Source organism: Kitasatospora sp. NPDC034035 (genome assembly GCF_055575755.1).
In genome coordinates, this window is record NZ_JBVISA010000001.1 from 245,607 (window position 1) to 271,851 (window position 26,245).

25 protein-coding genes are annotated in these 26,245 nt (G+C 74.6%); 14 read left to right on the forward strand and 11 right to left on the reverse strand.

The window, feature by feature from the left end:
- The first annotated feature begins 39 nt into the window (after nt 1-39).
- The gene (locus tag ACZ52J_RS01070) at nt 40-813 is read left to right on the forward strand and encodes a GNAT family N-acetyltransferase (protein ID WP_465614911.1); all 774 of its coding nucleotides are present in this window, start codon (nt 40-42) and stop codon (nt 811-813) included.
- Between the two features lie 139 nt (nt 814-952).
- Here ACZ52J_RS01070 and ACZ52J_RS01075 read toward each other — a convergent pair whose 3' ends face one another.
- On the reverse strand, nt 953-1,696 hold the full coding sequence (locus tag ACZ52J_RS01075; RefSeq protein ID WP_465614912.1) for an SOS response-associated peptidase: 744 nt from the start codon (nt 1,694-1,696) through the stop codon (nt 953-955).
- 219 nt (nt 1,697-1,915) lie between these two features.
- Nucleotides 1,916-2,911 carry an RNA polymerase sigma factor SigJ gene (gene sigJ / locus ACZ52J_RS01080; RefSeq protein ID WP_465614913.1) on the reverse strand — a complete coding sequence of 332 codons (996 nt, stop codon included), beginning with the start codon at nt 2,909-2,911 and terminating at the stop codon, nt 1,916-1,918.
- 177 nt (nt 2,912-3,088) lie between these two features.
- On the opposite strand from sigJ, the gene ACZ52J_RS01085 reads away from it, so the two are divergent.
- Complete coding sequence (locus ACZ52J_RS01085; RefSeq protein WP_465614914.1) at nt 3,089-3,511, forward strand: hypothetical protein; 423 nt, start codon at nt 3,089-3,091, stop codon at nt 3,509-3,511.
- 190 nt (nt 3,512-3,701) lie between these two features.
- Here the strand turns inward: ACZ52J_RS01085 and ACZ52J_RS01090 are convergent, their stop codons facing one another.
- Entirely contained in the window at nt 3,702-6,128 is a 2,427-nt protein-coding gene (locus ACZ52J_RS01090; protein WP_465614915.1) for an RICIN domain-containing protein, read from the reverse strand.
- 352 nt (nt 6,129-6,480) lie between these two features.
- Between ACZ52J_RS01090 and ACZ52J_RS01095 the strand changes: the two genes are divergently transcribed.
- A complete protein-coding gene (locus ACZ52J_RS01095) occupies nt 6,481-9,705 on the forward strand; it encodes an ATP-binding protein (protein WP_465614916.1) in 3,225 nt (1,074 codons plus the stop codon).
- A gap of 110 nt (nt 9,706-9,815) precedes the next feature.
- Here the strand turns inward: ACZ52J_RS01095 and ACZ52J_RS01100 are convergent, their stop codons facing one another.
- Complete coding sequence (locus tag ACZ52J_RS01100) at nt 9,816-11,075, reverse strand: cytochrome P450 (protein ID WP_465614917.1); 1,260 nt, start codon at nt 11,073-11,075, stop codon at nt 9,816-9,818.
- A gap of 181 nt (nt 11,076-11,256) precedes the next feature.
- On the opposite strand from ACZ52J_RS01100, the gene ACZ52J_RS01105 reads away from it, so the two are divergent.
- Together ACZ52J_RS01105 and ACZ52J_RS01110 are read left to right on the forward strand one after the other, a co-directional pair.
- Nucleotides 11,257-12,198, forward strand: coding sequence for a TIGR01777 family oxidoreductase (locus tag ACZ52J_RS01105; protein WP_465614918.1), 942 nt, complete (start codon nt 11,257-11,259; stop codon nt 12,196-12,198).
- 133 nt (nt 12,199-12,331) lie between these two features.
- A complete protein-coding gene (locus tag ACZ52J_RS01110) occupies nt 12,332-13,201 on the forward strand; it encodes a hypothetical protein (protein WP_465614919.1) in 870 nt (289 codons plus the stop codon).
- A 68-nt stretch (nt 13,202-13,269) separates the two neighbouring features.
- On the opposite strand, the gene ACZ52J_RS01115 is transcribed toward ACZ52J_RS01110, so the two are convergent.
- Together ACZ52J_RS01115 and ACZ52J_RS01120 are read right to left on the reverse strand one after the other, a co-directional pair.
- Entirely contained in the window at nt 13,270-14,271 is a 1,002-nt protein-coding gene (locus tag ACZ52J_RS01115) for a PHP domain-containing protein (RefSeq protein ID WP_465614920.1), read from the reverse strand.
- A 13-nt stretch (nt 14,272-14,284) separates the two neighbouring features.
- Nucleotides 14,285-15,520 carry a carboxylate-amine ligase gene (locus tag ACZ52J_RS01120; protein WP_465614921.1) on the reverse strand — a complete coding sequence of 412 codons (1,236 nt, stop codon included), beginning with the start codon at nt 15,518-15,520 and terminating at the stop codon, nt 14,285-14,287.
- A 301-nt stretch (nt 15,521-15,821) separates the two neighbouring features.
- Here ACZ52J_RS01120 and ACZ52J_RS01125 point away from each other — a divergent pair, with 301 nt between their 5' ends.
- Nucleotides 15,822-16,310: an ATP-binding protein gene (locus tag ACZ52J_RS01125; protein WP_465614922.1), complete on the forward strand. Its 489-nt coding sequence runs from the start codon at nt 15,822-15,824 to the stop codon at nt 16,308-16,310.
- A 100-nt stretch (nt 16,311-16,410) separates the two neighbouring features.
- Here ACZ52J_RS01125 and ACZ52J_RS01130 read toward each other — a convergent pair whose 3' ends face one another.
- Nucleotides 16,411-16,734: a plasmid stabilization protein gene (locus ACZ52J_RS01130; protein WP_360510044.1), complete on the reverse strand. Its 324-nt coding sequence runs from the start codon at nt 16,732-16,734 to the stop codon at nt 16,411-16,413.
- A gap of 266 nt (nt 16,735-17,000) precedes the next feature.
- Between ACZ52J_RS01130 and ACZ52J_RS01135 the strand changes: the two genes are divergently transcribed.
- The 3 genes from ACZ52J_RS01135 (at nt 17,001) to ACZ52J_RS01145 (ending at nt 20,170) form a co-directional block, all read left to right on the forward strand.
- Complete coding sequence (locus tag ACZ52J_RS01135) at nt 17,001-18,029, forward strand: SigB/SigF/SigG family RNA polymerase sigma factor (RefSeq protein ID WP_465614923.1); 1,029 nt, start codon at nt 17,001-17,003, stop codon at nt 18,027-18,029.
- A gap of 80 nt (nt 18,030-18,109) precedes the next feature.
- Nucleotides 18,110-18,787 carry an HAD family hydrolase gene (locus tag ACZ52J_RS01140; RefSeq protein ID WP_465614924.1) on the forward strand — a complete coding sequence of 226 codons (678 nt, stop codon included), beginning with the start codon at nt 18,110-18,112 and terminating at the stop codon, nt 18,785-18,787.
- A gap of 303 nt (nt 18,788-19,090) precedes the next feature.
- Nucleotides 19,091-20,170 carry an iron-containing redox enzyme family protein gene (locus ACZ52J_RS01145; RefSeq protein ID WP_465615282.1) on the forward strand — a complete coding sequence of 360 codons (1,080 nt, stop codon included), beginning with the start codon at nt 19,091-19,093 and terminating at the stop codon, nt 20,168-20,170.
- Here ACZ52J_RS01145 and ACZ52J_RS01150 read toward each other — a convergent pair.
- The 3 genes from ACZ52J_RS01150 to ACZ52J_RS01160 form a co-directional block, all read right to left on the reverse strand.
- Nucleotides 20,108-20,380: a CDGSH iron-sulfur domain-containing protein gene (locus ACZ52J_RS01150; RefSeq protein WP_360510048.1), complete on the reverse strand. Its 273-nt coding sequence runs from the start codon at nt 20,378-20,380 to the stop codon at nt 20,108-20,110. The two genes, ACZ52J_RS01145 and ACZ52J_RS01150, sit on opposite strands and share 63 nt — an antisense overlap.
- Nucleotides 20,364-21,020, reverse strand: a complete 657-nt coding sequence (locus ACZ52J_RS01155) for a HemK2/MTQ2 family protein methyltransferase (protein WP_465614925.1) — start codon at nt 21,018-21,020, stop codon at nt 20,364-20,366. Before ACZ52J_RS01155 ends, ACZ52J_RS01150 begins: the two co-directional genes overlap by 17 nt.
- Nucleotides 21,021-21,261: 241 nt before the next feature.
- A complete protein-coding gene (locus ACZ52J_RS01160; RefSeq protein WP_465614926.1) occupies nt 21,262-22,149 on the reverse strand; it encodes a Rieske (2Fe-2S) protein in 888 nt (295 codons plus the stop codon).
- Nucleotides 22,150-22,443: 294 nt separating this feature from the next.
- On the opposite strand from ACZ52J_RS01160, the gene ACZ52J_RS01165 reads away from it, so the two are divergent.
- The 3 genes from ACZ52J_RS01165 (at nt 22,444) to ACZ52J_RS01175 (ending at nt 24,114) form a co-directional block, all read left to right on the forward strand.
- Nucleotides 22,444-22,902, forward strand: a complete 459-nt coding sequence (locus ACZ52J_RS01165) for an SRPBCC family protein (RefSeq protein ID WP_360510051.1) — start codon at nt 22,444-22,446, stop codon at nt 22,900-22,902.
- A 158-nt stretch (nt 22,903-23,060) separates the two neighbouring features.
- The gene (locus tag ACZ52J_RS01170; protein WP_465614927.1) at nt 23,061-23,480 is read left to right on the forward strand and encodes a hypothetical protein; all 420 of its coding nucleotides are present in this window, start codon (nt 23,061-23,063) and stop codon (nt 23,478-23,480) included.
- Nucleotides 23,481-23,601: 121 nt separating this feature from the next.
- Nucleotides 23,602-24,114 carry a hemerythrin domain-containing protein gene (locus ACZ52J_RS01175; protein ID WP_465614928.1) on the forward strand — a complete coding sequence of 171 codons (513 nt, stop codon included), beginning with the start codon at nt 23,602-23,604 and terminating at the stop codon, nt 24,112-24,114.
- Nucleotides 24,115-24,204: 90 nt separating this feature from the next.
- On the opposite strand, the gene ACZ52J_RS01180 is transcribed toward ACZ52J_RS01175, so the two are convergent.
- Nucleotides 24,205-25,257 (reverse strand): YihY/virulence factor BrkB family protein, encoded by a 1,053-nt coding sequence (locus ACZ52J_RS01180; protein ID WP_465614929.1) that lies wholly within the window; start codon nt 25,255-25,257, stop codon nt 24,205-24,207.
- A gap of 241 nt (nt 25,258-25,498) precedes the next feature.
- On the opposite strand from ACZ52J_RS01180, the gene ACZ52J_RS01185 reads away from it, so the two are divergent.
- A complete protein-coding gene (locus ACZ52J_RS01185) occupies nt 25,499-25,873 on the forward strand; it encodes a low affinity iron permease family protein (RefSeq protein ID WP_465614930.1) in 375 nt (124 codons plus the stop codon).
- A gap of 86 nt (nt 25,874-25,959) precedes the next feature.
- Nucleotides 25,960-26,124 carry a hypothetical protein gene (locus tag ACZ52J_RS01190; RefSeq protein WP_465614931.1) on the forward strand — a complete coding sequence of 55 codons (165 nt, stop codon included), beginning with the start codon at nt 25,960-25,962 and terminating at the stop codon, nt 26,122-26,124.
- Nucleotides 26,125-26,245 lie beyond the last annotated feature (121 nt).

Below are 26,245 nucleotides of genomic sequence, written 5' to 3' on the forward strand. Positions count from 1 at the left end.
GCTGCGGCCCGGTCGGCGGGACGCCGTAGAGTGCCTGGCATGTCGGATGACGAAGTGCGGCGGATCAACGCCTTCCTGGCCGGGTTCGCGCGTCGGCGGGCCGAGCGTACGGTCGAACTCCCGGGCGGGTTCGCGGTGTTCGACGACCGCTTCGCGGGCTCGTGGTCGAACAACCAGGTCTTCGTCGACCGCACCGACACGGAGCCGGCCGCCCTGCCCGGCCTCGTCGACGAGGTGATGGGCGAGCGGCCGTTCCGTCTGGTGTCCGTACTGGACGGGGAGTTCGGGGAGGCGTGCGTCGAGCCGTTCCGGCGGGCCGGGTACCGGCATAGCACCTACCTGGTGATGCTGCACACCGGCCCGACCCCCGCCGTCGGCGAAGGGCGCCGCGTCGAGGAGGTCGACCTGGAGGCGATCCGGGAGCCGCTCTCGGCGAGTTGGCGGACGGCGCTCCCGGCGGCGGGCGAGGAGGTGGTCCGGTCGCTGGTCGACCGGCGGGTGACGTCCCGGCGCGGGGCCGAACGCGTCCAGCTCCTCGGCGCACGGGCGGACAACGGCGAGGTGGCCGCCTGGACCGACCTCTACCTCGAACCCGTCCTCGGGATCGCCCAGGTCGAGGACCTGCTCACCGCCGAGGCACACCGCCGGCGCGGCCACGCCGATGCCGTCCTGGCCGCCGCCCTGCGCCGTGCGACGGACGCCGGCTGCGGCACGCGCTTCCTGATCGCGGAGTCCGACGACTGGCCGCGAAACTGGTACGCGCGCCGTGGCTTCGAGGTCATCGGGCACACCCACGGCTTCGAGCGCACCTGACCCGGACGAACCGGCGCGATTCCCTCACTACGCGCCTTCGGCGGCTCTGCGGACCGCTGAGGAACGTCCGGCGTCGAGCCGCACCACCATTGGCGGAGGTGCGAAGGCGCGAAGAGCCGGGCGGCGTGGTCAGGACGGGTCAGTCCGCGAGGCCCAGGGGGTCGGGGGCGCTCTCCAGCAACTCGGGGCCGTTGTTGCGGACGCTGTTGACGGTGGGGGAGACGGCGCGGACGCGCAGGTCGCCGTCGGCGGGGCGGCGCAGGAGGTGGTGGAGTTCGGCGGGGTCGGTGTGGGCGGGGGAGAGCCAGCCGGGGAGGTCGTCGGGGGTGATGGTGAGGGGCATCCGGTCGTGGATGCGGCCGGCGCTGTCGGTGGCGTCGGTGGTGATGACGGTGGCGGTGGCGAGCCAGGCGAGCGGGTCGTCGTCGGGGCGGGTGCGGTCGCGCCAGAACTCGTAGAGGCCGGCCATCAGCATCAGGCCGCCGGTGCTCAGGAAGTACGGCTGCTTGTACTTCTTGCGGTCGGCGGTGGCGGGGATCTCGCGCCACTCGAAGTAGCCGTCGGCGGGGATGACGCAGCGCCGGGCGGTGAAGGCCTTGCGGAAGGCGGGCTTGGTGTCGACCGTCTCCGAACGGGCGTTGATCATGCGGGCGGCGCCGGACGGGTCCTTGGACCAGGACGGGACCAGTCCCCAGCGCAGCGGGCGCAGTTGGCGCAGCAGCTCGCCGGTGTCCCGGTCGACGCGCTCCAGGACGGCGGGGACCGGGTCGGTGGGGGCGACGTTCCAGCTCGGCGCGAAGCTCTCGGCCGGGTCCCAGCGGAGTTCTCCGAGGAGCGAGACGAGGTCCTGGGGCGTGGTGGTGGAGACGAAGCGGCCGCACATGCCCCCCAGCCTGCCACCCCCGACGGACAACCGGGCCGCGACGGGGCCATCACCGGACCGCATCCGGGCCACATCCGGATCACATCCGGATCACATCCGGGCCATGACCGGGCCGAAGGGGCAGGGGTCGGCGCGGCTCGTGGCCGCCGTGTGGGCGTGGTGGCAGCCGCAGCTGGGGCGAGGCGCGCAGCCGGTGGTGGACGAGCCGTGGCGGGGGCCTCAGCGGGGGAGCTGCCCGTGCTCCGTCCACGGGCGCAGTTTCTCCGGGTTGCGGACCGCCCAGATGCGGGTGATGCGGCCGACGTCCACTCCGAAGGCCGCCACGGTCGCGGTGACACCGGCGTGCTGGGCGACCAGGCCGGGTCGGCCGTTGACCGTCCGCTCCAGGAGGGTGAGCCCGGGGGCCTTGTCGGCGATGTGGATCAGGTACTGGGCGATCCGCTCGGCGCCCAGGACGGGGCGCAGGACGGCGCCGACCAGGCCGCCGCCGTCGGCGGCCATCGTGGCGTCGGGGGCGAGCAGGCCGACCAGGGCCTCGATGTCCCCGGCCTCCCAGGCCTCCTTGAAGTGCCGCACCAGACCGGCCTGCCCGGCCCTGGGGACGGTCGGCGGCTGCGCGCCGCGCACCCTGCGGCGGGCCGAGGAGGCCAGCTGCCGACAGGCCGCGGGGGTGCGGCCGACGATCTCGGCGACCTCGGGGAAGGGGTACCGGAAGACGTCGTGCAGGATGAACGCCACGCGTTCGGCCGGGGTCATCGCCTCCAGGACGACGAGGAAGGCCATGTTCACCGACTCGTCCAGGGTGACCCAGTCGGCCGGGTCGGCCGCCCTCTCCCGGCCGCCGCCCGGCCCGCCGATCCACTCGGTACGGTCGGGCAGCGGCTCGGGTATCCACTCGCCGACGTAGCGCTCGCGCCGGACCCGCGCCGATCCGAGCAGGTCCAGGCAGACGCGGGTGGCCACCGTCGTCAGCCAGGCGCCGGGCGCGGCGACGGCCTCCTGCCGCTCCCGCGGCATCGCGTACCAGCGGGCGTACGTCTCCTGGACGGCGTCCTCGGCCTCGGCCAGTGAACCGAGCAGCCGGTAGGCGAGGTTGATCAGCTGCCGCCGCTCGCCGACGATCACGCTCAGGTCCGGTTCGAAGGGACTGTCGTGCGGTCGGTCTTGCGGTCCGTCGTGCGACCGGTCGGGTCCGGGCTCGGAGGGGGTGCTCATGGTCGGGGCCGCTCCCTGGTCCGCTCGTCGTTTCAGCCCGTCGCGGCGCTCGCCGTGTCGACGAGGAAGCGCACCGGGCTGTGAGGCCGGACCGGACCTCACACTCGGCGGCCCTGCGTCGTCGGTTGACCGAGACACTATCGATCACCGCCGCGAGGCAGAAGAGGGGACCGCGTCATGGTCACACCGACGACGGCAGCAGAACCGCGCAGCGTCACGTTCCTGCGGGCCGCGATCGCCCTGCAGACCGCGGCCGTCCTCTTCCAGGCGGTCACGGCCGGCCTGCTGCTGTCCACCTCCTACGGTGAGGTGCTGCACGGCGTCGGGGCGCGGGTGATGTACGGGGCGTCGATGCTGTACGTGCTGGCCGCGATCCTGGCGTGGCGGCCGGGTGGCGGATCGCCCCGGCCGATCCTGTACGCGTCCGGTTTCCTGGTGCTGGCCTCGGCGCAGGTGGTCCTGGGCATCGCGCACGTTCCGTCGGTCCACGTCCCGCTGGGGGTGCTGATCTTCGGCCTGAGCGTGGCGGTGCTGGTGCGGGTGCCGGCCGCCCGCGTCGCGCAGGCGGCCGGCACCCGGTCGGGGTGGCTCAGGAGCTGAGGGTGCCATCCCATCGGCGGGGTCAGGGCGTTGCCGTTGCCGAGCGGGTCGGCGGGGGGGTGCATGCGCGCACTCCTGCGGGTGTGGGGGATGCGACAGCCCGTCAGGAAGCTTGGGGGAGCCGCGGCCGGCCGGGTGGGGCCGGCCGGCCGCGGGTGGTGCGGTGTGGGGGTCAGCGGTGTGGCGGGGGTCAGTCGGTGACCGCCGCGGTCGCGGAGCGGCCGGGGGCGAGGGTGACGGTGGCGTAGGTGTACGTGACGCCGTCGACGACCCTGGTGTGCGCCTCCCGCGCCTGGCCGTCGACGGTGACGCGCGCGTGCGGCCCTCGGAAGCGGGCCTCCCAAGTGAGCAGCTTCGTACCGGTGTTGGTGACGGTGCTGGCCCGTTCGCCGTCGTGGCGGACGGTCACCGTGCCGTCGCCGACCGGAATGGACGCGACCTGCAGCCAGCCCATCGAGGCGGGTAGCCGGGAGGCGGTGGCGAGCGTGCCGGTGGCCGCGTCCGGCTCGACGCCGAGCAGGCCCTGGACGGTCTGGGCGAGCAGGGTGAACGGAACCTCGGGGTAGTCGCCGTTGAGCATCTGCCCGCTGGCGTGCTGGGCGCCGACGCTCTCGTAGACGTACCGCATCCACTTCCAGGCGGTGGTGCCGTCCTGGTTGGCGAAGAAGGCGTCCGGCAGGTAGGTGTAGGCCTCCAGGTTGACCGAGCGTTCCGGGCCGGAGTCGGCGGCGTCGACGGCGGCGAGGAGGGCGTCCCGGCGGGGCCCGGGGTCGATGAGCCGCTTGACCGGCATCAGCACACTCGCCTCGTAACCCCAGCCGGTGACCGGCCGACCGGCGGTGTCGTAGCCGTGCACGACCTCGCCGGGGTGCTGACTGTCCACGCTCCAGGTGGAGTTGACGTACGAGCGGAGCGCCTCGGCGGCCTGCCGGTAGCCGGCGGCGGAGGTGGCGTCGCCCCGGGCGTCGGCCAGCGTGGCGGCGGCGAGGTAGGCCTGGTACTGGGCGCCCAGCGCGTCACCGGCCTCGGCGTAGGTCCCGGCGGCGTTCTCGGCGTAGCTGGCGGTGCCGGCGAAGATGCTGCGGCTGGTGGCCTGTGGGATCGGCAGGCCGCCGTTGTCGACCGGGCCGGGGTGGCCGGCGATGAACGGGCCGAGGGTGTTGCGGACGTAGGTGCCGAGGGCCGGGTCGTCGGCGTAGTCGCGGTCGCCGGTCCAGCGGTAGGCCTCACCGGCCTTCTGGACGAGCTCGAAGGGCGCGGGCAGCTCGCGGACGAAGCGGTTCGGGCCGCGGTAGTCGATGGCGCCGTACGTCCGGGCGTCGAAGTTGAGCGCCCAGACCGGGTAGAGCCCGTTGACCTCGGTGGCGGAGGCGGCGAAGCCGCGCAGCATGGTCTTGTTCTCGGCGTCCAGGCCCAGCAGGTGCGCGCCGACCAGCTGGTGGGCGAAGTCCCGGCTGTAGAAGGCGGATCGGAACGGGTAGCCGGCCCAGTACGTGGTGTCGTAGGCGGTGCTGCCGGTGCCGCCGGGGTGGTTCTCGTCCATGTCGAGGACGCCGGTGGTGCCGGCCTGCTGCACCCAGCTGTTGGCCTTGGTCTTGGCCCAGTCGAACAGGGCGGCGACCTCGGGGTCGGAAGAGGTGGCGACCGGGTCGTTGGGGGCGGACGGGGCCACGGCCGCGTCGTCCACGTTGACCCAGCCGGTGGGCGAGGAGCCGACGGTGAGGACGAGCCGGTCGCCGGCGGCGACCCGGATCCGGGGGAGGGTGTACTTCGCGTAGGTGGACTGCTCGGGGAGGGTGAGCGAGCGCACGACGGCGCCGTTGACGCTGACCGAGAGGGTGCCCCCGGGGCCGCCGGTCGCGATCCAGGCGGAGAGGTCGTAGCTGCCCGCGCCGGCGGCGGTCGCCTGGTGGGTGATCGCGTAGCCGGGCCCGGCGTCGAGGTAGGCGAGGCGGGCGCCGCCGTGCGGGTTGTTGGTGGCGATGCCGGTGTGCCCGGTGAGGGTCCAGCCGTCGGCGCCCTGCTCGAAGCCGGGGTTGGCGAGGACGAGGGGTTCGGTGCGGGTGAGCGTCCAGCGGTGGGCCGGACGGGCGTCGCAGCCGCCGTGCGCCGGGGTGGGAGCGACCGTGGGAGTAGCGGTCGAAGTCGGCGTCGGCGTGGGCTCGGTGCTCAGGCAGGCGCCGGTGCCGCGTACGGCGAGGGTGTACGTGCCCCGGGGGCCACGGGAGACGGTGAAGCGCTCGGCGTCGGGGGCGGTGCCGCAGTCGGCGGTGGCGGGCGGGCGACCCGGGCCGTCGAGGGTGAGGCAGCGGCCGCTCGCGGCGTTGACGAGCAGGTAGTCGTCGCCGGTGCGGCGCAGCTGCCAGCGCTGGCTGAGCAGTCGTTGGCAGTCCGCGCCGACGACGGGGGTGCCGGGGGCCGATTGCGCGTACTGCGGGCCGAGGCAGCTGCCGTCCAGGGCGGAGCCGAGGACGTAGCTGCCGCCGTCCACGAGCGGTGCCCGGTTGTTGGCGAACGCCGGGTCGTCGGCGAACGCCGGGACGCTGCCGAGGGCCTGGGCGGCGAGGACGGCCAGGAGCAGGAGACCGGACGGTAAGGCGCGGGTGCGGGGCGGCATGGCGGATCCTCTTCCGGTCGGGGGCGGGGTGCTGGGTGGTCGGGAAACTGTTTGAACGTTCAAATCGCTGGATGGTGCATCGCGTGTGATGGGTGACATTTCACATGTTCAGACAAGCCGCGTCAACGGGCCGTGCGGCACCGGCTGTCCGAAAAGAAGCGGCGAGGGCCCCTGCCCGACGGGGGTGGGCAGGGGCCCCCGCGAGGCCGCGCGGTCCGGGCTCTGCGCCCGAGCGCGGCGAGCGTGTCCTCCGGCGAGAGGCACGGACAATGCTCCGTGCAGAGACCGCGGTTGTTCGGTCGGGTCAAGTACTGGGAAAGCCATGATCGTTCCTGATCGCTAATCTGGCGCGGTGACGATCGAGCTGCGCATTCTGTCGACGGTCTCCTGCCGGGGAGAGGAGGTCACCGCGCCCGGGCTGCGGGGGCTGTTGGCGCTGTTGGCGGGGGAGGTGCGTGGTGGGTGCGGCAGCGGGCGGCTGGTGGACGGGCTGTGGCCGCAGGAGGGGCCCGAGCGGCCGGGGAAGGCGCTGCAGGTGCTGGTGTCGCGGGCGCGGGCGAGGTTCGGGGCGGAGCTGATCGTCAGCACCCCGACCGGGTACCGGCTGGGGCTCGGGGAGGAGCGGGTGGACGCCTCGGCGGTGCTGTTGCACGCCGCCGCCTGCGCGGAGAAGGCGCGGGCCGGGGACCATGCCGGGGCACTCGCCGAGGCCGAGGCCGGGCTGGAGCTCTGGGGCCCGGGGGACATCGCGGACGAACCCGCGGGGGCGGACCCGGTCGCCGTGCTGCGTGCCGAACGGGCGCGCACCTACCGGGCGTTGCGGCGGGCGCGGGCGCTCGCACTGGCGCGGACCGGACGGCACGCGGAGGCGGTGGAGGCCCTCGCCGTGGAGGCGACCGGCCGGGCTCGGGACGAGGAGGTGCTGCTGGAGCTGCTGCGCTGCGAGGCCCGGACCGCCGGGGCGGCGTCCGCGCTCGGCCGGTACGACCGCTACCGCCGTGGGCTGCGGGACACGCTCGGCACCGACCCGGGGCCCGAACTTCGGGCGCTGCACCAGGAGTTGCTGCGCGGTGAGGCGGCCCCGGTGCGGCGCGGGGTGCCGCACGAGCCGAACGCGCTGGTGGGCCGGGAGGCCGACCTCGCCGCCGTGGCCGAGCTGCTGCGGACCGCCCGGGTGGTGTCGGTGGTGGGCCCCGGCGGGCTGGGGAAGACCCGGCTGGCGGCGGCCATGGCGCGGGAGGCGGCGCAGCGGGTGGTGCACCTGGTGCCGCTGGCAGGGGTGGTGGCGGACGAGGACGTGGCCGGGGAGGTGGCGGCGGCGCTCGGCGTGGGCGATCCGGCCGGGATCTCCGGCGCGCTGGGCCCCGGGCCGGCGCTGCTGGTGCTGGACAACTGTGAGCAGGTGGTGCGCGGTGCCGCCGAGTTGGCGCACGCCCTGGTGGCCGCCCGCCGGGACGTCCGGGTGCTGACCACCAGCCGTGCGCCACTCGGTATCTCCGCCGAATCGGTTTACCTGCTCCCGGAGTTGGGCCGGGACGCCGCCGTCGAACTGTTCACCCAGCGGGCCCGCGCCGCGCGCCCCGACGTGGAACTGCCCGCCGGGCCGGTCGCCGAACTGTGCGCCCGGTTGGACGGGCTGCCGCTGGCGGTGGAGCTGGCGGCGGCCCGGGTGCGGGTGTTGTCGGTGGCCGAGATCGCCGGACGGCTGGCGGACCGCTTCGCCCTGCTGCGCGGCGGTCCCCGGGACGCGCCGCAGCGCCACCGTACCCTGCAGGCGGTGGTCGACTGGAGCTGGAACCTGCTGGAGGCGCCGGGCCGGGCGGCGCTGCGCGCGCTCTCCGTCTTCCCCGGCGGCTTCACCGCCCGGACCGCCGAGCACCTGCTGGACGACCCCGACGCGCTGACCGTGCTGGAGGACCTGGTCGACCAGTCGTGGCTGCGACTGGTCGACACTCCGACCGGCGGGCGCTTCCGGATGCTGGAGACGGTACGGGAGTTCGGCGCCGCCCAGCGCGCGGACGAGGGGGAGGAGGAGTCCGTCACCAGCCGATTCCTCGACTGGGCACGGGAGTTCGGCCTCGCTCACCACGACGGACCGTTCGGTCCTGCGGCAGTGGCGCAGTGGCGGCTGATCCGGGCGGAGCAGGACAATCTGGTCCGCGCGCTGCGACTGGCCCTCGCCGCCGAGAACGCCGAGAACGGCGGGGGCGCGGGAGACGCCGGGGGCACCGGGGATGTCGGGGATACCGGGGTTGGTCCGGCGATCGCCGCGATCGCCGCCGTCCTCGCCGCGCTGTGGACCACCGAGGGCAACTACGTCCGACTGCTGGCCTTGGCCGAGGACACCGGCGGCCCGGTCTCCCGGCACTGGACCGAGCTCGAACGGGCCGACACCGCCCAGGAATTGGCGGATGCAGTGCGCACCCTCACTGCCCTGAGCACCGTCAACACCCTGCTCACCGCAGGCGGCGGCCTCGGCGCCGGCACCGGCGCGCTGCGCCTGCTGGCCACCCTGCGGCGGCTGCCCTCAGCCGTGCCCGACACCCCCGTGCGGGCGATCGCCGCCGTGATGGCGGCCGTGCCCGAGGTGCTGGGCCCGGACGGCACCCGGCTGGCGGAGCTGTGCGCCGCGTCCGAGCCACTGCTCGCGGGCGTGGCCGAGGCGGTGGCCGGCTACCGGTGGGAGGGCGCACGGCAGGTGGAGCGGGCGATCGCCTCGGCGCGGCGGACGCTGGCGGCCTTCGAGTCGCTGCGGGTGCCCTGGCTGCGGGTGCTGGCGCCGGCCCGCCTGGGCGAGCTGTACCTGCAGGATGAGCGGGGTTCGGAGGCGCTGCCGCTGCTGCGCGCGGCGATCGCGGCGTTGGACGAACTCGGCGACTGGAAGGACATGTTGGGCCTGCGCTGGGGCATGGTGATCGGTAGCCTGCAGGCCGGGGACTCGGACGGCGCCGAGCACTGGCTGGAGCTGGCGGTACGGCACCGGCCGGAGGAGGCGGTCGACCTGGTGGCTCCCGAGCTTGGGGTCCGGGCGGAACTGGCGCTCGCCCGGGGCGAGTCGGCGGCAGGACTGGCGCTGTGGCGGCGGGCCGCCGGGCTGTCGGCCCGTGGGGCGGAGCCGCCCGCGGGCCCCCTTACGGACCCGTCCTGGGCGCTGGAACTGGCGGCGGTCTGCGTGGCCGCGCACGCCCGGCACGGCGAGCTGGAGCGGGTCGCGCCGCTGGCCGCCGCCCTCCCGGAGCGGCTGGCCGCACTGCTGGCCGGCGACGGCGAGGACGGCCAGGCGGTGTTGGTGGCGGGCCCGCTCGCCGGGGCACAGCTGCTCGCGCTCGGCCTGGCCGCGCTGGACCGGGGTGCCCGCGAGTCCGACGCCGATCGGACCGGGGCCGGGGTGCGGATGGTCGCGCTGGCCGAGCGCTTCCGCTGCCTGCGCAGCTTCCAGCCGACCATGGGATCGGCCCCGGCCCGGCGCGACGCCGAGCGGGCCGACGCGGGGGAGTACCACCGGGCGGTCACCGGGTACGCGGCGCTGGACCGGGCCACCCTGGCAGCGGAGGCGCTGGCGCTGGTGCGACCCTGACTCCCTGACTCCCTGACTCCCTGACTCGCTGACTCCCTGATGCCCTGACGCCCTGGCGGCGGAGGCGTCGGCGCTGGTGCGGTCCCGGGGCCCTGGCGGGGCGCCCCTGCTCAGAGCCGCACCGGCAGCCGCAGCAGGTGGAAGCCGTCGGCCGGCCAGTGGCCGAACTGCAGCTCGTCCCGTCCGACGCCGAGCGCCGCGTCCGGCCGCCGGATGAGCACCTGGTCGAGGACCACCGAGGTGACCAGTCGGCCGAGGGCCGCGCCGAGGCAGTAGTGCGCGCCGTGGCCGAACGCCAGGTGGCCGTCGCCGCGCCCGAACTCCCGGGCGATGTCCAGCCGTTCGGGCGTCTCGCCGTACTCCTGCGGGTCGTGGTCGGCGGCCAGCAGGGCGACGGTCACCGGGTCGCCGGCCTTCAGCGCCGTCCCGGCGAACTCGAAGTCCTCGGTGGCGTAGAGGGTGGCGCCGATCCGCACCAGGCTGATGTACCGCAGCAGTTCGGGGACGGCGCGCTCCAGCAGCTGCGGCTCGGAGCGCAGCCGGGCGAGCTGGTCGGGGTGGTCGAACAGGGCGAGCAAGCCGTGGGCGAGGAAGAGGGCGGGCGGGGTGATGCCGGTGTTGATCAGGAGGAACACGACGGTCACCAGGTCGTCCTCGGCCAGCGGCTCCTCGCCGTCGCGGGTGTCGTGCACCAGCGCGGAGATGAGGTCCTCGGTGGGCTCGGCGCGGCGGCGGGCGATCAGCTCCTTGACGTAGTCGACGATGCCGACCAGGCCCTCGACCATCCGGCTGCCGTCGCCGTACGCGAAGTCGCGGATCCATTCGCAGACCCTGGCCCGGTCGGCCGCCTCGACGCCGACCAGCTCGCAGACCACGTACGTGGTGAGCGGGTAGGCGAACTCGCCCAGCAGGTCGGAGGGTTCGTCCTGGGCGGCGAGGCCGGCGATCAGCTCGGCGGCGGTGCGCTCGACGAAGCCGCGCAGGGCGGCGATCCGGCGGGCGGTGAAGGCGCGGGTGAGCGGGGCGCGGCGGCGGGCGTGGTCCTCGCCGTCGAAGAGTGCGAGGTGGCCGGAGAGGTACTTGGCGTAGTCAGCGGGGAAGCCCTCGAAGGCGGCGGCCAGCAGTTCGTCCTGCGGGTCGGACTCGGCGCCGGCCGGGGCGGCGATGCCGCTGCGGTCCCGGACCAGGCGCGGCTCGGTGAGCGCGGCCTTGACGTCGGCGTAGCGGGTGACCAGCCGCACCGGGCTCTCCAGGCCGGGCAGGACGACGTGGGGCAGCTCGGCCTGCTCGCGAAAGGCGGCGTAGGCGCCGACGGGGTTCTCGATGTCCTCGGGGGTCAGCCGGACGGGGGTGGCGGGCGTGCTGGTCACGTGGGTTTCTCGTTTCGTGAGGTGGGGCTTCCGACGTCCCAGAGCCTGCCGGGAGCCGCCTTCAGCGCGGTTTCAGCGCGGTTTCAGGATGCGAGCGTGGTGTCAGGAATCAGGGAACCCGAGCAATTGAACGCGTTCAGAACTCTGGGCTAGGCTGGCCCGAGAAGAAGAGGGGGAACGCATGAAGGTCGTCATTCCCGGAGGAGCCGGCGCCCTCGGCATGCTGCTCGACCGCAGCCTGACCGCCGCCGGACACCAGGTGGTCACCCTGAGCCGCAGACCCGACCGACCCCGGCAGGTCGGCTGGGACGGGCGCACGCTCGGAGCCTGGGCGGAGCAGATCGACGGCAGCGACGTCGTGGTCAACCTCGCCGGGCGCAGCGTCAACTGCCGCTACACGGAGGAGAACCGGCGCGAGATGATGGACTCCCGGGTCCTCTCCACCCGCGCCGTCGGCCTGGCCGTCGCGGCCGCGCGCCGCCCGCCCGCCGTCTGGCTGCAGATGAGCACCGCCACCGTCTACGCCCACCGCCACGACGCCCCGAACGGCGAGCACGACGGCCTGATCGGCGGCGCCGAACCCGACGCCCCGGCCTCCTGGCGGTACAGCATCGACATCGCCCGGGCCTGGGAAGCGGCCCAGGCGGAAGCCGACACCCCGGCCACCCGCAAGGTCGCGCTGCGCACCGCCGTCGTCCTCGGCGCCGAACGCGGCGGCGCCTTCGACTCGCTCTCCTGGCTGGCCCGCCTCGGTGCCGGCGGCCCGATCGCGGGCGGCGCGCAGTACGTCTCCTGGATCCACGAACACGACTTCGCCCGCGCCGTCGACTTCCTGATCGCCCACGAGGAGCTGACCGGTCCGGTCAACCTCGCCGCCCCGCACCCGCTGCCCCAACGCGAGTTCATGCGCGACCTGCGCACGGCCTGGGGCATGCCGCTGGCCCTGCCCGCCGCGCGCTGGATGGCCGAAATCGGCGCCTTCACCCTGCGCTCCGAGTCCGAACTGCTGCTGAAGAGCCGCCGCGTCGTCCCGACCCGGCTGCTCGAGGCCGGTTTCACCTTCGAGTACCCGCGCTGGCCGGCCGCTGCCCGCGACCTCGTCCGGCGCCTGCGCGGGAGGTAGGGAGGCAGCGGGCAGCGGGCAGCGGGCCGGTGTGGCGGGCGGGTTCGTCACGGAGCCGTCACAGCTGCCGGCCCGCGCTTGTCCGGGCCGCGCGCCGACCGCGAGGGTGGGAGCACGACCGGGGAGGGGCGGGATGGCGACGGGACAACTGGCCTTGATACGGCTGGCGTTCATGCGGCGACGGGCGGACGTCATCGGGGTCGGCTGCCTGCCGGCCCTGATCGCGGCGATCGTGCTGAGCTCGACCGGCGCCACGAGCGTCGGGACGACCCTGCTGATCGGCGCCGCAATCGTCGCCGCCGTGACGGTCGGCGCGCCGCGCACGTTCTGGCTGCGGGAGACGGAGTCGGGCCTCACCGTGGTGCGCCTGCTCGTCGCGAAGCACTACACCTGGTCGGAGATCCGGGGGATGGCCATGGACTTCGACGAGGAGCAGGAGAACAGCGCCCATCGGGTCCGTCTGCGGCTGCGGCTCGTCGACCCACCCGGCCGGTTCTGGGGTCCGCTCCTCGGCGAACTCACGATCGACGACGACGACCGGCCGCGTGGAGTCGAACCGCGCGCCCTCGCCGAGCTGTTCGCCCTCTTCGGCCGGCACGGCCTGCCCGTCGACCGCCCGGAGTTCGCGGACGCCGTGCTCTCCGCCCACGGCCTGCCGCCGCTCCCGCCCCCACCCGCACGGACCGTGCCGGTCGGGACGGTGCCCACGCCCGGGGAGGCGTACGCGGACGCGCCCGCCGTCGCGGAGGAGAACCGGCACCTCGACGCGTACCGGCGCAGCGGCAACGAGCCGCCCCGGCGGCGGCGCGAGTACCTGCTGCGCCGCGCCGCGCTGTGCGACCGGCTGGCGGTGGGCACCGGCGACGCGGACCTGGAGGAGGTGGCGGGCGCGCGGTTCGCGGCCGAGCAACTGGCCGACCACGACGGCGTCACCGCCGACGGCGACCCGCGCGGGTACGTCCGCCGGCAGTACCTGGACTGGAGCCGACGATCGGGCCGCTGACCCCCTGCTGACCCGGCTGGGCCCGGACCCGCCAGAGCTGCCAGAGCTGCCCGGGCACGGAGGCGTGATCAGCCCCGGGTCGGTCCCGCCCACGCCAGCAGGCGTTCGCGTGGCCAGGTGGTGACCAGCCGTTCGGGGCCGAGGCCGAGGCGGGCGGCGCGGGCGTACCCGGAGGTGAACCAGTGGAGCTGCTCGGGCGCGTGGGCGTCGGTGTCGACGGCGAACAGGCAGCCCGTCTCGGCCGCCAGGCGCAGCAGCTCGTCGGGCGGATCGCGGCGCTCGGGGCGGCAGTTGATCTCCACCGCCGTGCCGGCCTCGGCGCAGGCCGTGAAGACGGCCTCGGCGTCGAAGCGGGACGGTGGCCGGCCCCGCCCGGTGACGATCCGCCCGGTGCAGTGCCCGAGGACGTCGGTGCGCGGGTCGCGGACCGCCGCCAGCATCCGGGCGGTCATCGGCTCCGGGTCGGCGCGCAGCTTCGAGTGCACGGAGGCCACCACGAGGTCGAGCCGTCCGAGCAGGTCCGGCTCCTGGTCGAGGGAGCCGTCCTCGAGGATGTCGCACTCGATCCCGGTCAGCAGCCGGAACGGGCCGTCCTGCTCGTTCCAGGCCGCGACCGCGTCGAGTTGGCGCCGCAGCCGTTCGGGTTCGAGGCCGTGGGCGATCGTCAGCCGGGGCGAGTGGTCGGTGAGCGCGGCCCAGCGGTGCCCGAGAGTGCGGGCGGCCTCGGCCATCTCCCCGATCGGGCGGCCGCCGTCGGACCAGTCGGAGTGCAGGTGGCAGTCGCCCCGCGCGGCGCCGAGCAGCTGCCACCCGGCGGCCGCGGCGGGCCCCGCCTCGGCCTCCAGCCGGGCCAGGTACGGCGGTGTCACGCCCGTGGAGGCCTGCGCGATGACCTCGGAGGTGACCGGTCCGACGCCCCGCAGCCGACGGACCCGGGCGGCGTCCACCGGCCCGGGCGCCAGGCCGTGGACCGCGTCGGCGGCCGTGTGGAACGCCCGGACCCGGTAGGGCGAGGCTCCGTTCCACTCCAGCAGGAAGGCGATCCGCCGCAGCGCTTCGGTCGGGTCCACGGCCGTGACCGCCTCAGGGCGCCGCGAGGGTGAGCGCCGCCAGCTCGTCGACCACGGCGGTCAGCCGGCCCCGGCGGCGCAGCGCGCGCCGCTGGCGGTCGGCGCCGGTGCCGTGCCGGTGGATCCGGGTGAGGGCGGCTTCCACCGTGGCCAGGTCACCGGCGGCGGCCAGGCCGGGGGCGGCCCGTTCGAGGAGGCGGTCGGCGAGCGCGGCCATCGGGACGTGCCGTCCGGTGAGCGGGTCGACGCCGTTCCCGGACAGACCGCTGCGGGCGGCCTGCCAGTGGGAGGCGCGGACCACCGCGGCCGGACACACGGGGGCCGGCCGTCCCTCGCCGATCTCGTCGAGCAGGACGACGGCGAGCCCCCGCAGCAGCGCGGCGAGCAGCAGGACGGTCCGCAGGTCTGCGTTGACGTCGGCGACCCGGACCTCCAGCGTCGGGACGTGCTCCGACGGCCGGGCGTACCAGTAGACCATCCGGCGGTCGAGCAGGACGCCGGACCTCACCAGGGCGGCCACCAGGGCCTCGTACTGCTCCTCGTCCAGCACCGGGGCCGGGCCGACGGTGGGCCAGCGCGCCCACCGGACGGTGCGCCAGCTCGCGTACCCGCTGTCCCGGCCGTCCGTGAACGGGGAGTTGACCGCGATGGCCTGGACGACCGGAAGCCAGGGACGCAGGTGGTTGCCCAGTGCCAGCGCCTGTCCGCGGCTCACCGTCCCCAGGTGGACGTGGCAGCCGCAGAGCGCGCCGGCGTAGCCGTCGACCACCCCCTCGTAGCGGGCCGCCATCGCCCGGTAGCGCGGGTCGTCGGTGACCCGGCCCGGCCGCGGGTCGCCGAGCACCGGCGTGCCCGAGGCCACCAGCAGGCAGTCGGCGTCGGCCGCCGCGGCCGCGACGACCGAGCGCAGGCGGACGAGGTCGGCCCGCAACTCGTCGAGCCGGGTGGCAGGCTGCGTGCACACCTCCACCTGAACGGCGAAGAACTCGGCCTGGACCTGCTCGCCCAGCACGGTCGCGGCGTCCGCGATGACCTGGGGCGCACGCTCGGCGGGCAGCCGGGTGTGCCGGTCGACCAGCAGGAACTCCTCCTCCACCCCGAAGGTGGGCAGAACCGGCCTGGCTGCTCCCCCGGTGACCGCGGCTCGCCGCCCCGGGGCGGGTGCGCCGCACGCGGCGCCCTTGACGTCGATCGGCCCGGGCCCGGCGTCGGTCGCGAGGCCGGGGCTCGGAGGGATGTGGATCCGCATGGCGGGCGTCTTGCCGGGCGGCCGGCGCCGAAACGTCGTCCGACGGGCCTGCGCCCGAGGCTGCTGCCGGCCCCGCGCCCGGGCGCGTGCAGGCGCGCGTGTAGGCGCAGGAGCGCCGGGCAGACGCTGGTCATGGACGAGGACCAGGCGGCCTGCCGGGCCACCTCCGGGACGGACCCGCCGGGTCCGGCACCGCGGGATCCGGGTGGGTCCGGCGACCCCGGATCGGCGTGAGGGGGACGGTATGGACCTCTTCGGACATGTGTCGCTCCCACGCCCCGTCGGGGCACCGAGCGCGGAGGTGAGCAGGAGGCTCGTCTTCCCCGGCCGCGGCGGCAGTTGGGTCGGCGCCGGTGCGGTGCAGCGCAGCCGTGTGTTCAGCCGGCAGGTGCTGCGGTCCTGGCACTGGCTGCCGACCGCCGACGAGGAGCGGCAGTTGGTGGTCGAAGATGTCCTGCTGATGGTCTCCGAGCTGGTCACCAACGCTTGCATGCACGCCCCCGGCGGCCCGCGTGAGCTGCGGTTGCGCTGGGACGGCGAGCGGCTGCGGGTCGAGGTCGCGGACGCGAGCCCGGTGCCGCCGAGGCTGCGCCCGTACGCCGACCCGGGTCGGCCGGGCGGGCACGGGCTGCGGGTGGTGGAGCGGCTCTCCCGGTCCTGGGGCTCGGAGCCGGAGGGCGGCGGGAAGCGGGTCTGGCTGGAGGTGGCGGCCCCGGTCCCTCTTGTCGACCATGGCGGAGAACACGAGCTGACGGGTCATGAGGGCCGTACGGGACCCCGGGGGGCGTGACCCCGGAGGACGTGACCCCGGAGGCGGCACCGGCACCGGCACCGGTTAGGCACCGGCACCGGTTTGGCGCCGGTGCCGGCCGGGTGTCGGTCGGCTCGGCTCAGTGGCCGAGCGCGTTCGCCAGCTCGCGTTTGTTCATCTTCGAACGGCCCTTGATGTTGCGGTGCTTGGCCTCGTTGTACAGCTGGTCGTAGGTCGGACCCTGGGAACCGCTGTGTGAGCGCTTCCCGCCGCGGTGGCCGGAGGACACGTCATTGATCGAGCTGCGGCTCGCGGTCTCCGACTCGCCGTGCCGGGCGCGCTCCTTGTTGACCGTCCGGGCGGCGATCTCCTTGGCCCGCTTCTCGCTCTCGCCCCGGTCGAGCGCGCTCTCCTTGATGTGCTCGTACTGGCGCTCCCGCTTGGGGCTGGATCCTCGGGGCATGATGCCCCTCCTTTCGTGGCCGAGGTGGTTCGAGGTGTGACGGGATCGCGACTACCCGTACAAATCAGAAAAAAACGATCGAAACATGAATTCAATGTCGTATGTCGGGTAGAACCTCATGCAGCGGCCACGACCGGATCCGGCCGCTCCAGCACCCGCCGGGTGCCACCGGGACCGCGCTTGAAGAAGCCGGGCACAGGTCCTGGGGGAAGAAGCCCCCGACGCGCGAACGAAAGCTCGCGCCCCGTCGCCGGGCGTTCACCCCGATGCCCAGGAGAAGTCAAGTGTCCACCTCACTGGAAACAGCCCGCCAGGATGCCGTCACGCCTCCCGTTCTGCCCGCCGACCTGCCGGATCTGCCTGCCGACCTCCCGCCGAGACCCTCCGAGGCCGAACTGAGGTCGATGGGGAAGACGGAGGCCCGCGAAATCAGCGACGCCCTGTTCGAACGTCTGGCCGGCCTCGCCCGGGAATCCCACGCCTACAGCTACGTCCGCGGCACGATCATCGAACTCAACATGCCGCTGGTGCGCTTCATCGCCGCCCGCTTCCGGCACCGCGCCGAGGACATGGAGGACATCCTCCAGGTCGGCACGATCGGCCTGATCAAGGCCGTCGACGGCTACGACCCACAGCGCGGCGTCGAGTTCGTCACCTACGCCATCCCGACCATCACCGGCGAGATCAAGCGGTTCTTCCGCGACACCTCCTGGCCGGTGCGGGTGCCGCGCAGCATGCAGGAGCTGTACCTGACCGTCGCCCGCGGCTCGGACCGCCTCGAACAGGAACTCGGCCGGCTGCCGCAGCCCGAGGAGCTCGCCGAGGGCCTGCACCTCACCGTCGAACAGGCCACCGAGGGGCTGCTCGCGGGCCGGGTCTACCGCCCCAACTCCCTGGACGCGCTGCGCGACCAGGACGCCGACGAGAGCGGCAGCGCCCTGCTCGACCGGCTCGGCAGCTACGACCCGGGCATCGAACTCGTCGACTTCCGCACCGCCGTGCGCCCGCTGCTCGCCGACCTGCCGCGACGCGAGCAGATCGTCCTCAAGCTCCGCTTCTGGGACGGCTGCACCCAGTCCCAGATCGCCGAACGCATAGGCGTCTCGCAGATGCACGTCTCCCGACTGCTCAGCGCCACCCTCACGCGGCTGCGCGAACAGCTGGAGGACCGCGAGGCCCCCGGCTGGACCGACGAAGTCGAGGAATCCGAGGAAGCCGACGAGGCCGAGGAAGCCGATTCGCCTCGCGACCCGGACGGACCGCACGACCCGGACGGACCGCACGACCCGGCCTGAGACCGTCGGCCGGCGCCGAGGGCGCTAAGCGAGAGCGTCCCGAGCGTACGGCCACGTCCGGCGGACCGAAGGAGGACCAGGTGACCACGACCGCGGCGGCGCTCTTCGACGTCGACGGGACCCTGCTCGACACGGCCTACTTCCACGCGCTCGCCTGGTGGCAAGCCCTGCGACAGCACGACCGGACGGTCCCGACCGCCCGGGTCCACCGGGCGATCGGCATGGGCGCCGACCAACTGCTCGACCACCTGCTCGGCGAGGACCGCGACCACGGCGACGACGACGCGATCACCGCCGCCCACGACGCCCTCTACGCCGCCCACTGGCCCGCGATCACGCCACTGCCCGGCGCTGCCGACCTCCTCCACGCCTGCGCCGCCCGGGGCCTGCGGGTCGTCCTGGCCAGCTCCGCCTCCGAGCGGGAACTGACCGTGCTGCGCCGCGCACTGGACGCCGACGACGTGATCGCGGCCGCCACCACCGCGGACGACGTGGCCGCCACCAAACCCGCGCCCGACCTCGTCCGAGCCGCCCTGGACCGTGCGGGCGCGGCCCCCCGGGACACGGTGTTCGTCGGCGACACGGTCTGGGACATCGCCGCCGCCGACCGTGCCGGGGTGCCCTGCGTCGCTGTCGAGAGCGGCGGCTTCTCCGCGCAGGAACTCCTCGGCGCGGGCGCCGCCGAGGTCCACCGCGACACCGCCGAGCTGCTTGCCGACCTCGACAGCAGCCTGCTCGTGCAACGGCCCGTGGGCTGACGGCGCCACGGCCGCCCTGTCGCCGGCCCTCGGTACGGCGGGGGAGCCGCCCAGGGGCTCCCTGCTCGCGGGCAGGTGCGTGCTCGCCGGGGCATCCGGGTCGCTCGCCGTCCGGTTGGGGCCCGCCCGTCGCGTTAGCGGCCGCGCACCCCGGGCACCCGCTACGGCGGACCGAAAGCACCCTGCGGACCGGGAGTACTGCGTAGACCCGGAGCACTGCGCAGACCCGGAGTACTGCGCGGCGACGAGGCGGAGGGTATGGAGGCGGAGCGTATGGAGGCGAAGCGTATGGAGGCGAAGGGCATGGACGGGCGGCAGCGGGACGTACGGTTCGGCGACCACCCGGCGGCGACGGGCGGCCCGCCCGCCCCGCGCGGGCCCCTGTCGGCGGCGGTGCTCGCGCTGGCGGGCGCGGGAGCGCCCGGCGCCGGACGCCTGCTCGCGCCGCCCGGGCCCTTCACCCACCCCTGGGGCGAGGACCACCAGCTCGCTCTCCACCTCTGCTACGAACTCCACGACCGGGGCCTGCCGGGCGTCGACCCCGGCTGGGAGTGGGACCCCGAACTCCTCTCGCTGCGACGCTCGTTGGAACGGCCGTTCCTCGCCGAGGTGCGCGCGGAGGCGGACCCCGTCCCGCCGCTGGGGGAGGCGCTGGAGCGGGCGCTGACGGATCCCCCAGACGGCACCGGTCCCTCGCACTTCCTGCTGGCCGAGGGCGAACTCCGGCACGCCCGCGAGTACCTGGTGCACCGCTCGCTGTACCACCTCAAGGAGGCGGACCCGCAGCTGTGGATGCTGCCGAGGATCCACGGCCCCGCGCAGGCGGCGCTGATGGCGATCCTGTACGACGAGTACGGCGCCGGACGGCCCGAACGGGCGCACGCCCTGCTGTTCGCCCGGATGATGACGGCCTTCGGCCTGGACCCCGGCTACCGGCACTACCTGGACCTGGTTCCCGCGCCGACCCTGGCGGTGGTCAACCTGATGACGCTCCTCGGCCTGCACCGGGCCCTGCGCTTCGCGGCGGTCGGGCAGTTCGCCACCATCGAGATCACCTCCTCGCCCGGATCGGCCCGGCTGGCCGCGGCGCTCGAACGGCTCGGCGGCGGCCCGGACGGCACCCTCTTCTACCGCGAGCACGTCGAGGCGGACGCCGTCCACGAGCAGTTGGTGCGGCGCGGGGTCATCGAGGAACTGGTCGCCGCGGAGCCGGAGTCGGCGAAGGACGTGGCGTTCGGCATCGCCGCCGCCGCGGTCGTGGACGGCCGCTTCGCGGACCACCTGCTCGACTGCTGGCGGGCCGGGCGGACCTCCCTCCGCTCACCCCTGCCCGACGGCCCCGCCCTGCCCGACGGCCCCGCCCTGGCCGCCGGTCCGTCCTGAGCCCCGCCCCGGCCGGCCGCGCCTGCGGTGGCTGGTGTCGCAGAACGGGTAGATCCGGCTCCGGCGGCAGGCGCACAGCGCCACCACGGGGCGCTCGGAGACCCGGACCGTGCCGTCCGGCAGGACCACCTCCACCGGGCCCTCGACCAGCAGGGGACCGCCCGGCACGACGACCACCCTGGTCGCGTCCCGGTCAGCGTTCGCGGACACCGCGCACCACCACCAGCTCCTCCTCGCGCTCACCCGGCCGGATCAGCCCGCGCCGCTCGAACAGCGCGGCCCGTGCGGTCATCACCGGCCCGAACCGCTGCCGCCGCCGGGCCGCCACGTGCACGCGCAGCCCCGCCGCGCGCAGCAGCGCGAGGGTGGCGGGGACGTCCGCGAGCGAGGACTGCACGAGCAGCAGCACACCGCCGGTGGCGAGCAGGCCGGGGGCCGTCCGGCAGATCCGGTCCAGGACGAGCCGCCCGTCCGGCCCGGCGTCCCAGGCCAGCGCGGCGCCCCGGCCGGCCGCGCCCGCGGCGGGATCGACGGGGACGTACGGGGGATTGGCGGTGATCAGGTCGAACCGCCCACCGGCCACCGGGGCCAGCAGATCGCCCCGGCGCAGCCGGATACGGAGGTGGTGCAGGCGGCTGTTCAGCCAGGCGGTCGCGACGGAGCGGGCGGACAGGTCCACCGCGGTGACCTGCGCCCCCGTCCGCGCGGCCACCAGCGCGACCGCCCCCGTTCCGGTGCAGAGGTCGAGCACCCGCCCGGAGGCGTCCAGATGCTCCCGGCGCACGCACCGGGCCAGCAGCCGGGTGTCCCCCTGCGGGGGATAGACCCCGGGTGGTCGAAGCACCAGCATGACGAGTGTCTTTCCGGTCGTTTCGTCCGCACCGTCAGGCCCGGGCAGGCGCGGCGGCGCGGGTCGGGCCATCGGACGACGGCGGTCGTTTCCTCCAGGCGTGCTCCCCGGGCGGCTGCCCCCCGGTCGTGGGCGCGAAACGCCGCCCGGTGACGCGGTCAACCGGCTCCAGCCAATCAGCCCTGGTCAACCGGCCCCAACCAACCGGCGCCAGTCACCTGCCCCAGCCAACCGGCGCCGGTCACCCTGCCCCCGGCAGCCGCACCTCCAGGTGCCCCGAGAGCACCCGGGTCTCCAGCACCGGCTGCGGCGCGGTGGCCGGACCGTGCACCACCTGGCCGTCCCGCAGCCGGAACTCGCTGCCGTGCCACGGGCAGCGCAGGCAGCCGTCGGCGACGGTGCCCTCGGACAGCGGCCCGGACAGGTGGGCGCAGCGCTCGGCCAGCACGTGGCAGCTCTCGCCGTCCCGGACCACGACCACGGCCAGCTCACCGGCGGTCCGGCGGACGGCCCGGTCGGCCGGGAAGTCCTCCAGCGGGCCGAGGCCGACCCAGTCGGCCGGCGCCAACCGGGGGACGGCGGCGGCCCGGTCCGGTCCGGCGGCCTGCCGGTAGGACAGGTGCGCGCCGAGCGCGGCCCCGGCCGAGACGGCGCTCAGCCCGGCCAGGCCGAGCGCCCGGCCGCGGACGCGGTGCCCCCGGCAGCGTGCCAGCAGCGACCCGGCGTAGAGCAGTACCCCGGTGGTGTTGGAGAGCGCGTGCACCAGGCCGGTGCGGCGGCGCGGCGGATCGAGCCGCGCCCAGTCCACCCAGCCGGCGAGCGCGGCGGGTCCGGCGGCCAGCAGCCCGGCCGCCACCAGGGTGCCCGCCGACCGGCGCCCGCCCGGGGTGAAGTCCAGCAGGGCGGCGGACGTCCAGCAGCCCAGGGGGAGCTGGACCAGCGCCGGGTGGAGCGGATGGCCGAGCCACACACCGTGCAGGGCGTCGCGGTACGGCCCGAGCGGGAGTGCCTCGGCCGCGTCGGCGAGCGGCTGGGCCGGGGCGTCGAGGAAGTCCCAGTGCTCCGGCGCCTCCAGGGCGCGGCGCAGCCGACGGGACCAGCGGTGGGTGTGCAGGGGTGAGGTGTCCATACCGAGCGGCTAGCCGGGCACGGGCCGGCCAAACCCCGGAGCCGGGTGGTGTCAGCCGGGTGGTGTCATGAGCCGATCAGGGTAGCCGCGCGGGGCAGGCCGGGCCGGGTCGGCGGCCTGGGGGACCCGGTCGCGATCCTGGCGGGCTGACCACCGTCCCGGCCCTCTCGGCCCTCTCGGCCCTCTCGGCCCTCCCGGACCCGACCGGGGCCGGGACGGTTACACCGGGGCCCTCCGGGCAGACGCGCGGTCGGCCGGGAAATGACCCGGCCCGTACCAGCGAGGAGGCCACGGATGAGCATCGTGAAGGAATCGGTCGACGTCGACGTCCCGCTGCACACCGCCTACAACCAGTGGACCCAGTTCGAGGAGTTCCCGCGCTTCATGGAGGGCGTCCAAGCGGTGACCCAGCTGGACGACCGGCACAACCACTGGCGCACCAGCATCGGCGGCGTCAGCCGCGAGTTCGACACCGAGATCGTCGACCAGCTGCCCGACGAGCGGATCGCCTGGCGCACCACGGACGGCGAGGTCGAGCAGAAGGGCGTGGTGACGTTCCAGCGGCTCGACGAGGGGCGCACCCGGATCAACATGGCCATCGACTTCCGGCCCGAGGGCATGGTCGAGAAGGCCGGCTCCGCGATGGGTGCGGTCGACCGGCGGGTCAAGGGGGACCTGAAGCGGTTCAAGGAGTTCATCGAGCACCGCGGCCAGGAGGAAGGCGGCTGGCGGGGGCGGATCAGCCCCGGCTGATCCCGGCTCCGTCCCGTGCGGCAGCATCCCGTGCGGCTCCGTCCCCAGGGGCGGAGCCGCACGGGTGTGCGCGACACCCGGGGACCGACGAGCCGCTTCCCGGGCCGCCGCCCACACCGGCCCGGTTGGCCTCGGCCACGCGGGGTAGGCGCGGCGGCATGGAGGACATCGGACCACCGACCGGCGATCCCGCCGGCGACGACGCGGACCAGTTGGACCTGTGCGACCACTGCGGACTGGCCGTCGCCAACGCCGACCTGCTCGGCGCCCTGGTGCCGGATTCCTCCGCGCTGCACCCCACTGACCCGGACCTGGACGGCAAACGCATCCTCATGGCCTGCTCGGTCGACCACCTGGCCGCCCTGATCGAGGACTACCGCCACCGCCCCTTCGTCCAGGAGGAGCAGTGGGCCGGCAAGGTCTGCCGAGCCATCGCGGACAGCGACGAGCCCGTCCCGATCAGCGTGGTCGCCCGACTGAGCGGCCTGTCCGAACACCAGGCGGTGCAGGGCGTGGAATGGCACAACGCCCGCGCCCGGGAGTGGCAGAAGCGCTACGGCGGCCACGGCGAGCACTGACCGCAACGCGGAGGAACGGTCCGGGGCGGGCGCTGCCCCCGTCGCCGGGCCGCGTTTGGCCGGGAGCCGTCCGGGGACACGCCCGGGCGATGGGGGAAGACCATCGACAAGGAGACACACGATGTCGAACGATGCCATCGTCCTGCTGCGGGAGGACCACAAGGAAGTCCGCCGCCTGTTCCGCGAGTACCGGGGACTCGTCCAGGGCGACGGCGACGGCGGCGCGCAGGCGCGGCACGAGAAGGTCGAGCAGATCGTCGAGGCGCTGACCGTCCACACCTACCTGGAGGACGAGCTGGTCTACCCCAGGATCCGCAAGGAGGTGCCCGGGCTCGCCGAGACCATGGACCGTGCCAAGGAGGAACACCACGTCGCCGACCTGCTCTGCGAGGAGCTGAGCCGGATGGCCCCCGACGACGACGGCTACGACGCCAAGACCGCCGTCCTGATCGACGCCGTCGAGCGGCACATCGAAGAGGAAGAGGACGACTGGTTCCCGAAGGTCCGGGCCGCCCTCGGCCGCAATGAGCTGCGGGAGATCGGCGAGCGGATGCAGGCCGTGCGCGAGACCGCACCGCGCCGACCGACCTCCGGTGGTGTGCTGCGCCGCATCGCCGACGCGCTGGAGGGCTGACCGCCCGGGAACGCGGAAGGAATCGACCCCTCACCAGTGAGCCTCACCGGTGAGGGGTCCGTTCTCGAGGTCTGAGGGCCGGGAGGCCGGTCATCCGTCCCCCCGGCCCCGGCCGCCGCCGCCCGACTTCTTCCCGCCCCCCGACTTCTTCCCGTCTCCGGGCTCTTTCCCGTCGCCCTCGGGCCCTTCCTCCTCCTGGAAGGACACGTCGACGTGCTGTTCGGGGCGGCGTTCCTCCTGCCGGGCGACGGAGGACAGGACCGCCTCGTCGGCGTCCGTGAGCGGCGGCTGCAGCAGGCTGCGCGGCCAGAGCCGGCGGGCGAGCACGACGTTGGTCTCGGCCGCGTACACGGTGACCTGGGCGGCCAGGTAGAGCCAGAAGAGCAGACCGATCACGGTCGCGAAGAAGCCGTAGATCTGGCTCGCGTGGCGCAGCTCGTGGGTGACCAGGAGTGAGCCGCTGGCCTGGAGGGCGGTGAACAGCGGCCCGGCGAGCGCGCAGCCGGGCCACAGTGCCCGGGTGGGGACCTCGCGTGGGGTGAGCACCCGGAAGCAGGCCAGGCACAGGGCGGTGTTCAGCAGCGCCGAGACGATCAGGCCCCCGATCCGGGCGGGCACCCCGCCCAGGGCGGTGCCGAGCAGCGAGGCGGCCGCCGTGCCCAGTACCAGCCCGGTGCCCAGCACGGCGAACAGCAGCAGGCTGCGCGCCAGCCGGGGCAAGTAGCCGGGCCGCTGCACCCCGGGGATGTTCCAGACCTCGGCCATGGCGTGCTGGAGGACCTGCGCGATGCCGAGCGCCCCGTACAGCATTCCGAGCGCGCCGATGAGCAGGGCCAGGCCACTGCCCTGGAGGGAGTGGACGTTCTGGCGCAGTTGGTCGCCGATGATCGGGAAGTCGGCGAGCGCGGAGTCCACGACCGAGCGCTGGGCGCCGGGATGGCCGTGCAGGACGAATCCGAGCACGGTGCTGAGCAGGAGCAGCAGGGGGATCAGGGCGACGAAGCCGTAGTACGTGATCAGGGCGGACAGCAGCCCGCCGCGGTCGTCCCCGTACTTGCGTACGACGCCTACCACCACGCCGGAAGCCCGGTGGCGTTGCTGGAAACCGTCCACGCCCCGCAGGGCTCGTTCGATCGGGTTCACATCCGGCGTCTGCCCCCGCCGCGCGGGCCGACACCCGCGGATCTCCGGTCGTCGGCACGGATTGCTCCGCCGTGGGCCGGGCACGCGCGAAGCGACAGCGGACGCAGCACGGGACAGCAGAACACAGCACGGGACGAGGAGGCAGCCGTGAACGGGATCCCCCAGGGCGGTGCGCGAAGGGTGCCGCCGCGTCGCCGGCCGCGCCCGGCGTCCTGACCGGTCCGGCGACGGGAACGGCGTCATGGCCTTCCAGCATCCATCCGAGCGCAGCCGTACGGGCCGGGGCCGGTTCGAACGGTTGGCGGAGGCGGCCTCCAACCTCACCAGCTCCCCGGCCTTCTACGCGGCCTGCGTGCTCCTGGTGCTGGCCTTCGTGGCGGTGCACGCCGCCGGCCTGGCCCTGGAGTGGCAGATCCTGGTCGGGGACACCATGACCGCGCTGAACCTCCTGCTCCTGACCCTGCTCAAGAACGCCGAACGCCGAGCGGAGCACGCCGTTCAGCGCAAACTCGACGCCATTGCCACCGCCCTGCTGCGGCAGGCCGACGGGAAGGACCCGGGCGATGCCCGCAGCGCACTCGAAAAGGCCATCGGCATGGAGGAGGAGGAGGTCTGAGCCCTGAGCCCGGCGGTCACCGCACCACTGAAGGCCACCCTGGTGGAGGCCACCCTGGCCGACACGTTGACGGAAGGACGATTGCCATGAGCGTTCCCGAGGCGAACGAAACCCCGCAGGTCGACGACGAGACGCGCGAGCGGTCCTCGGAGCAGCGGAACATCACCGCCCCCACACCGCCGGACGTCCGGGCCAAGGGGGAGGACGACGACGAGCCCGAGCCGCCCGCAGCCGACACCCGGGCGCCGTGACAGACCCGCGCCCGCGCCGGCCGGGGCCGCCCCGGCCAGGACCGTCGCCCCCGGCACGGGCGGGGGGGGGGGCCTTCCAAGGGGAGGGGTGCCCCCCATGCCCCCCCCCGACTTCGCCCCG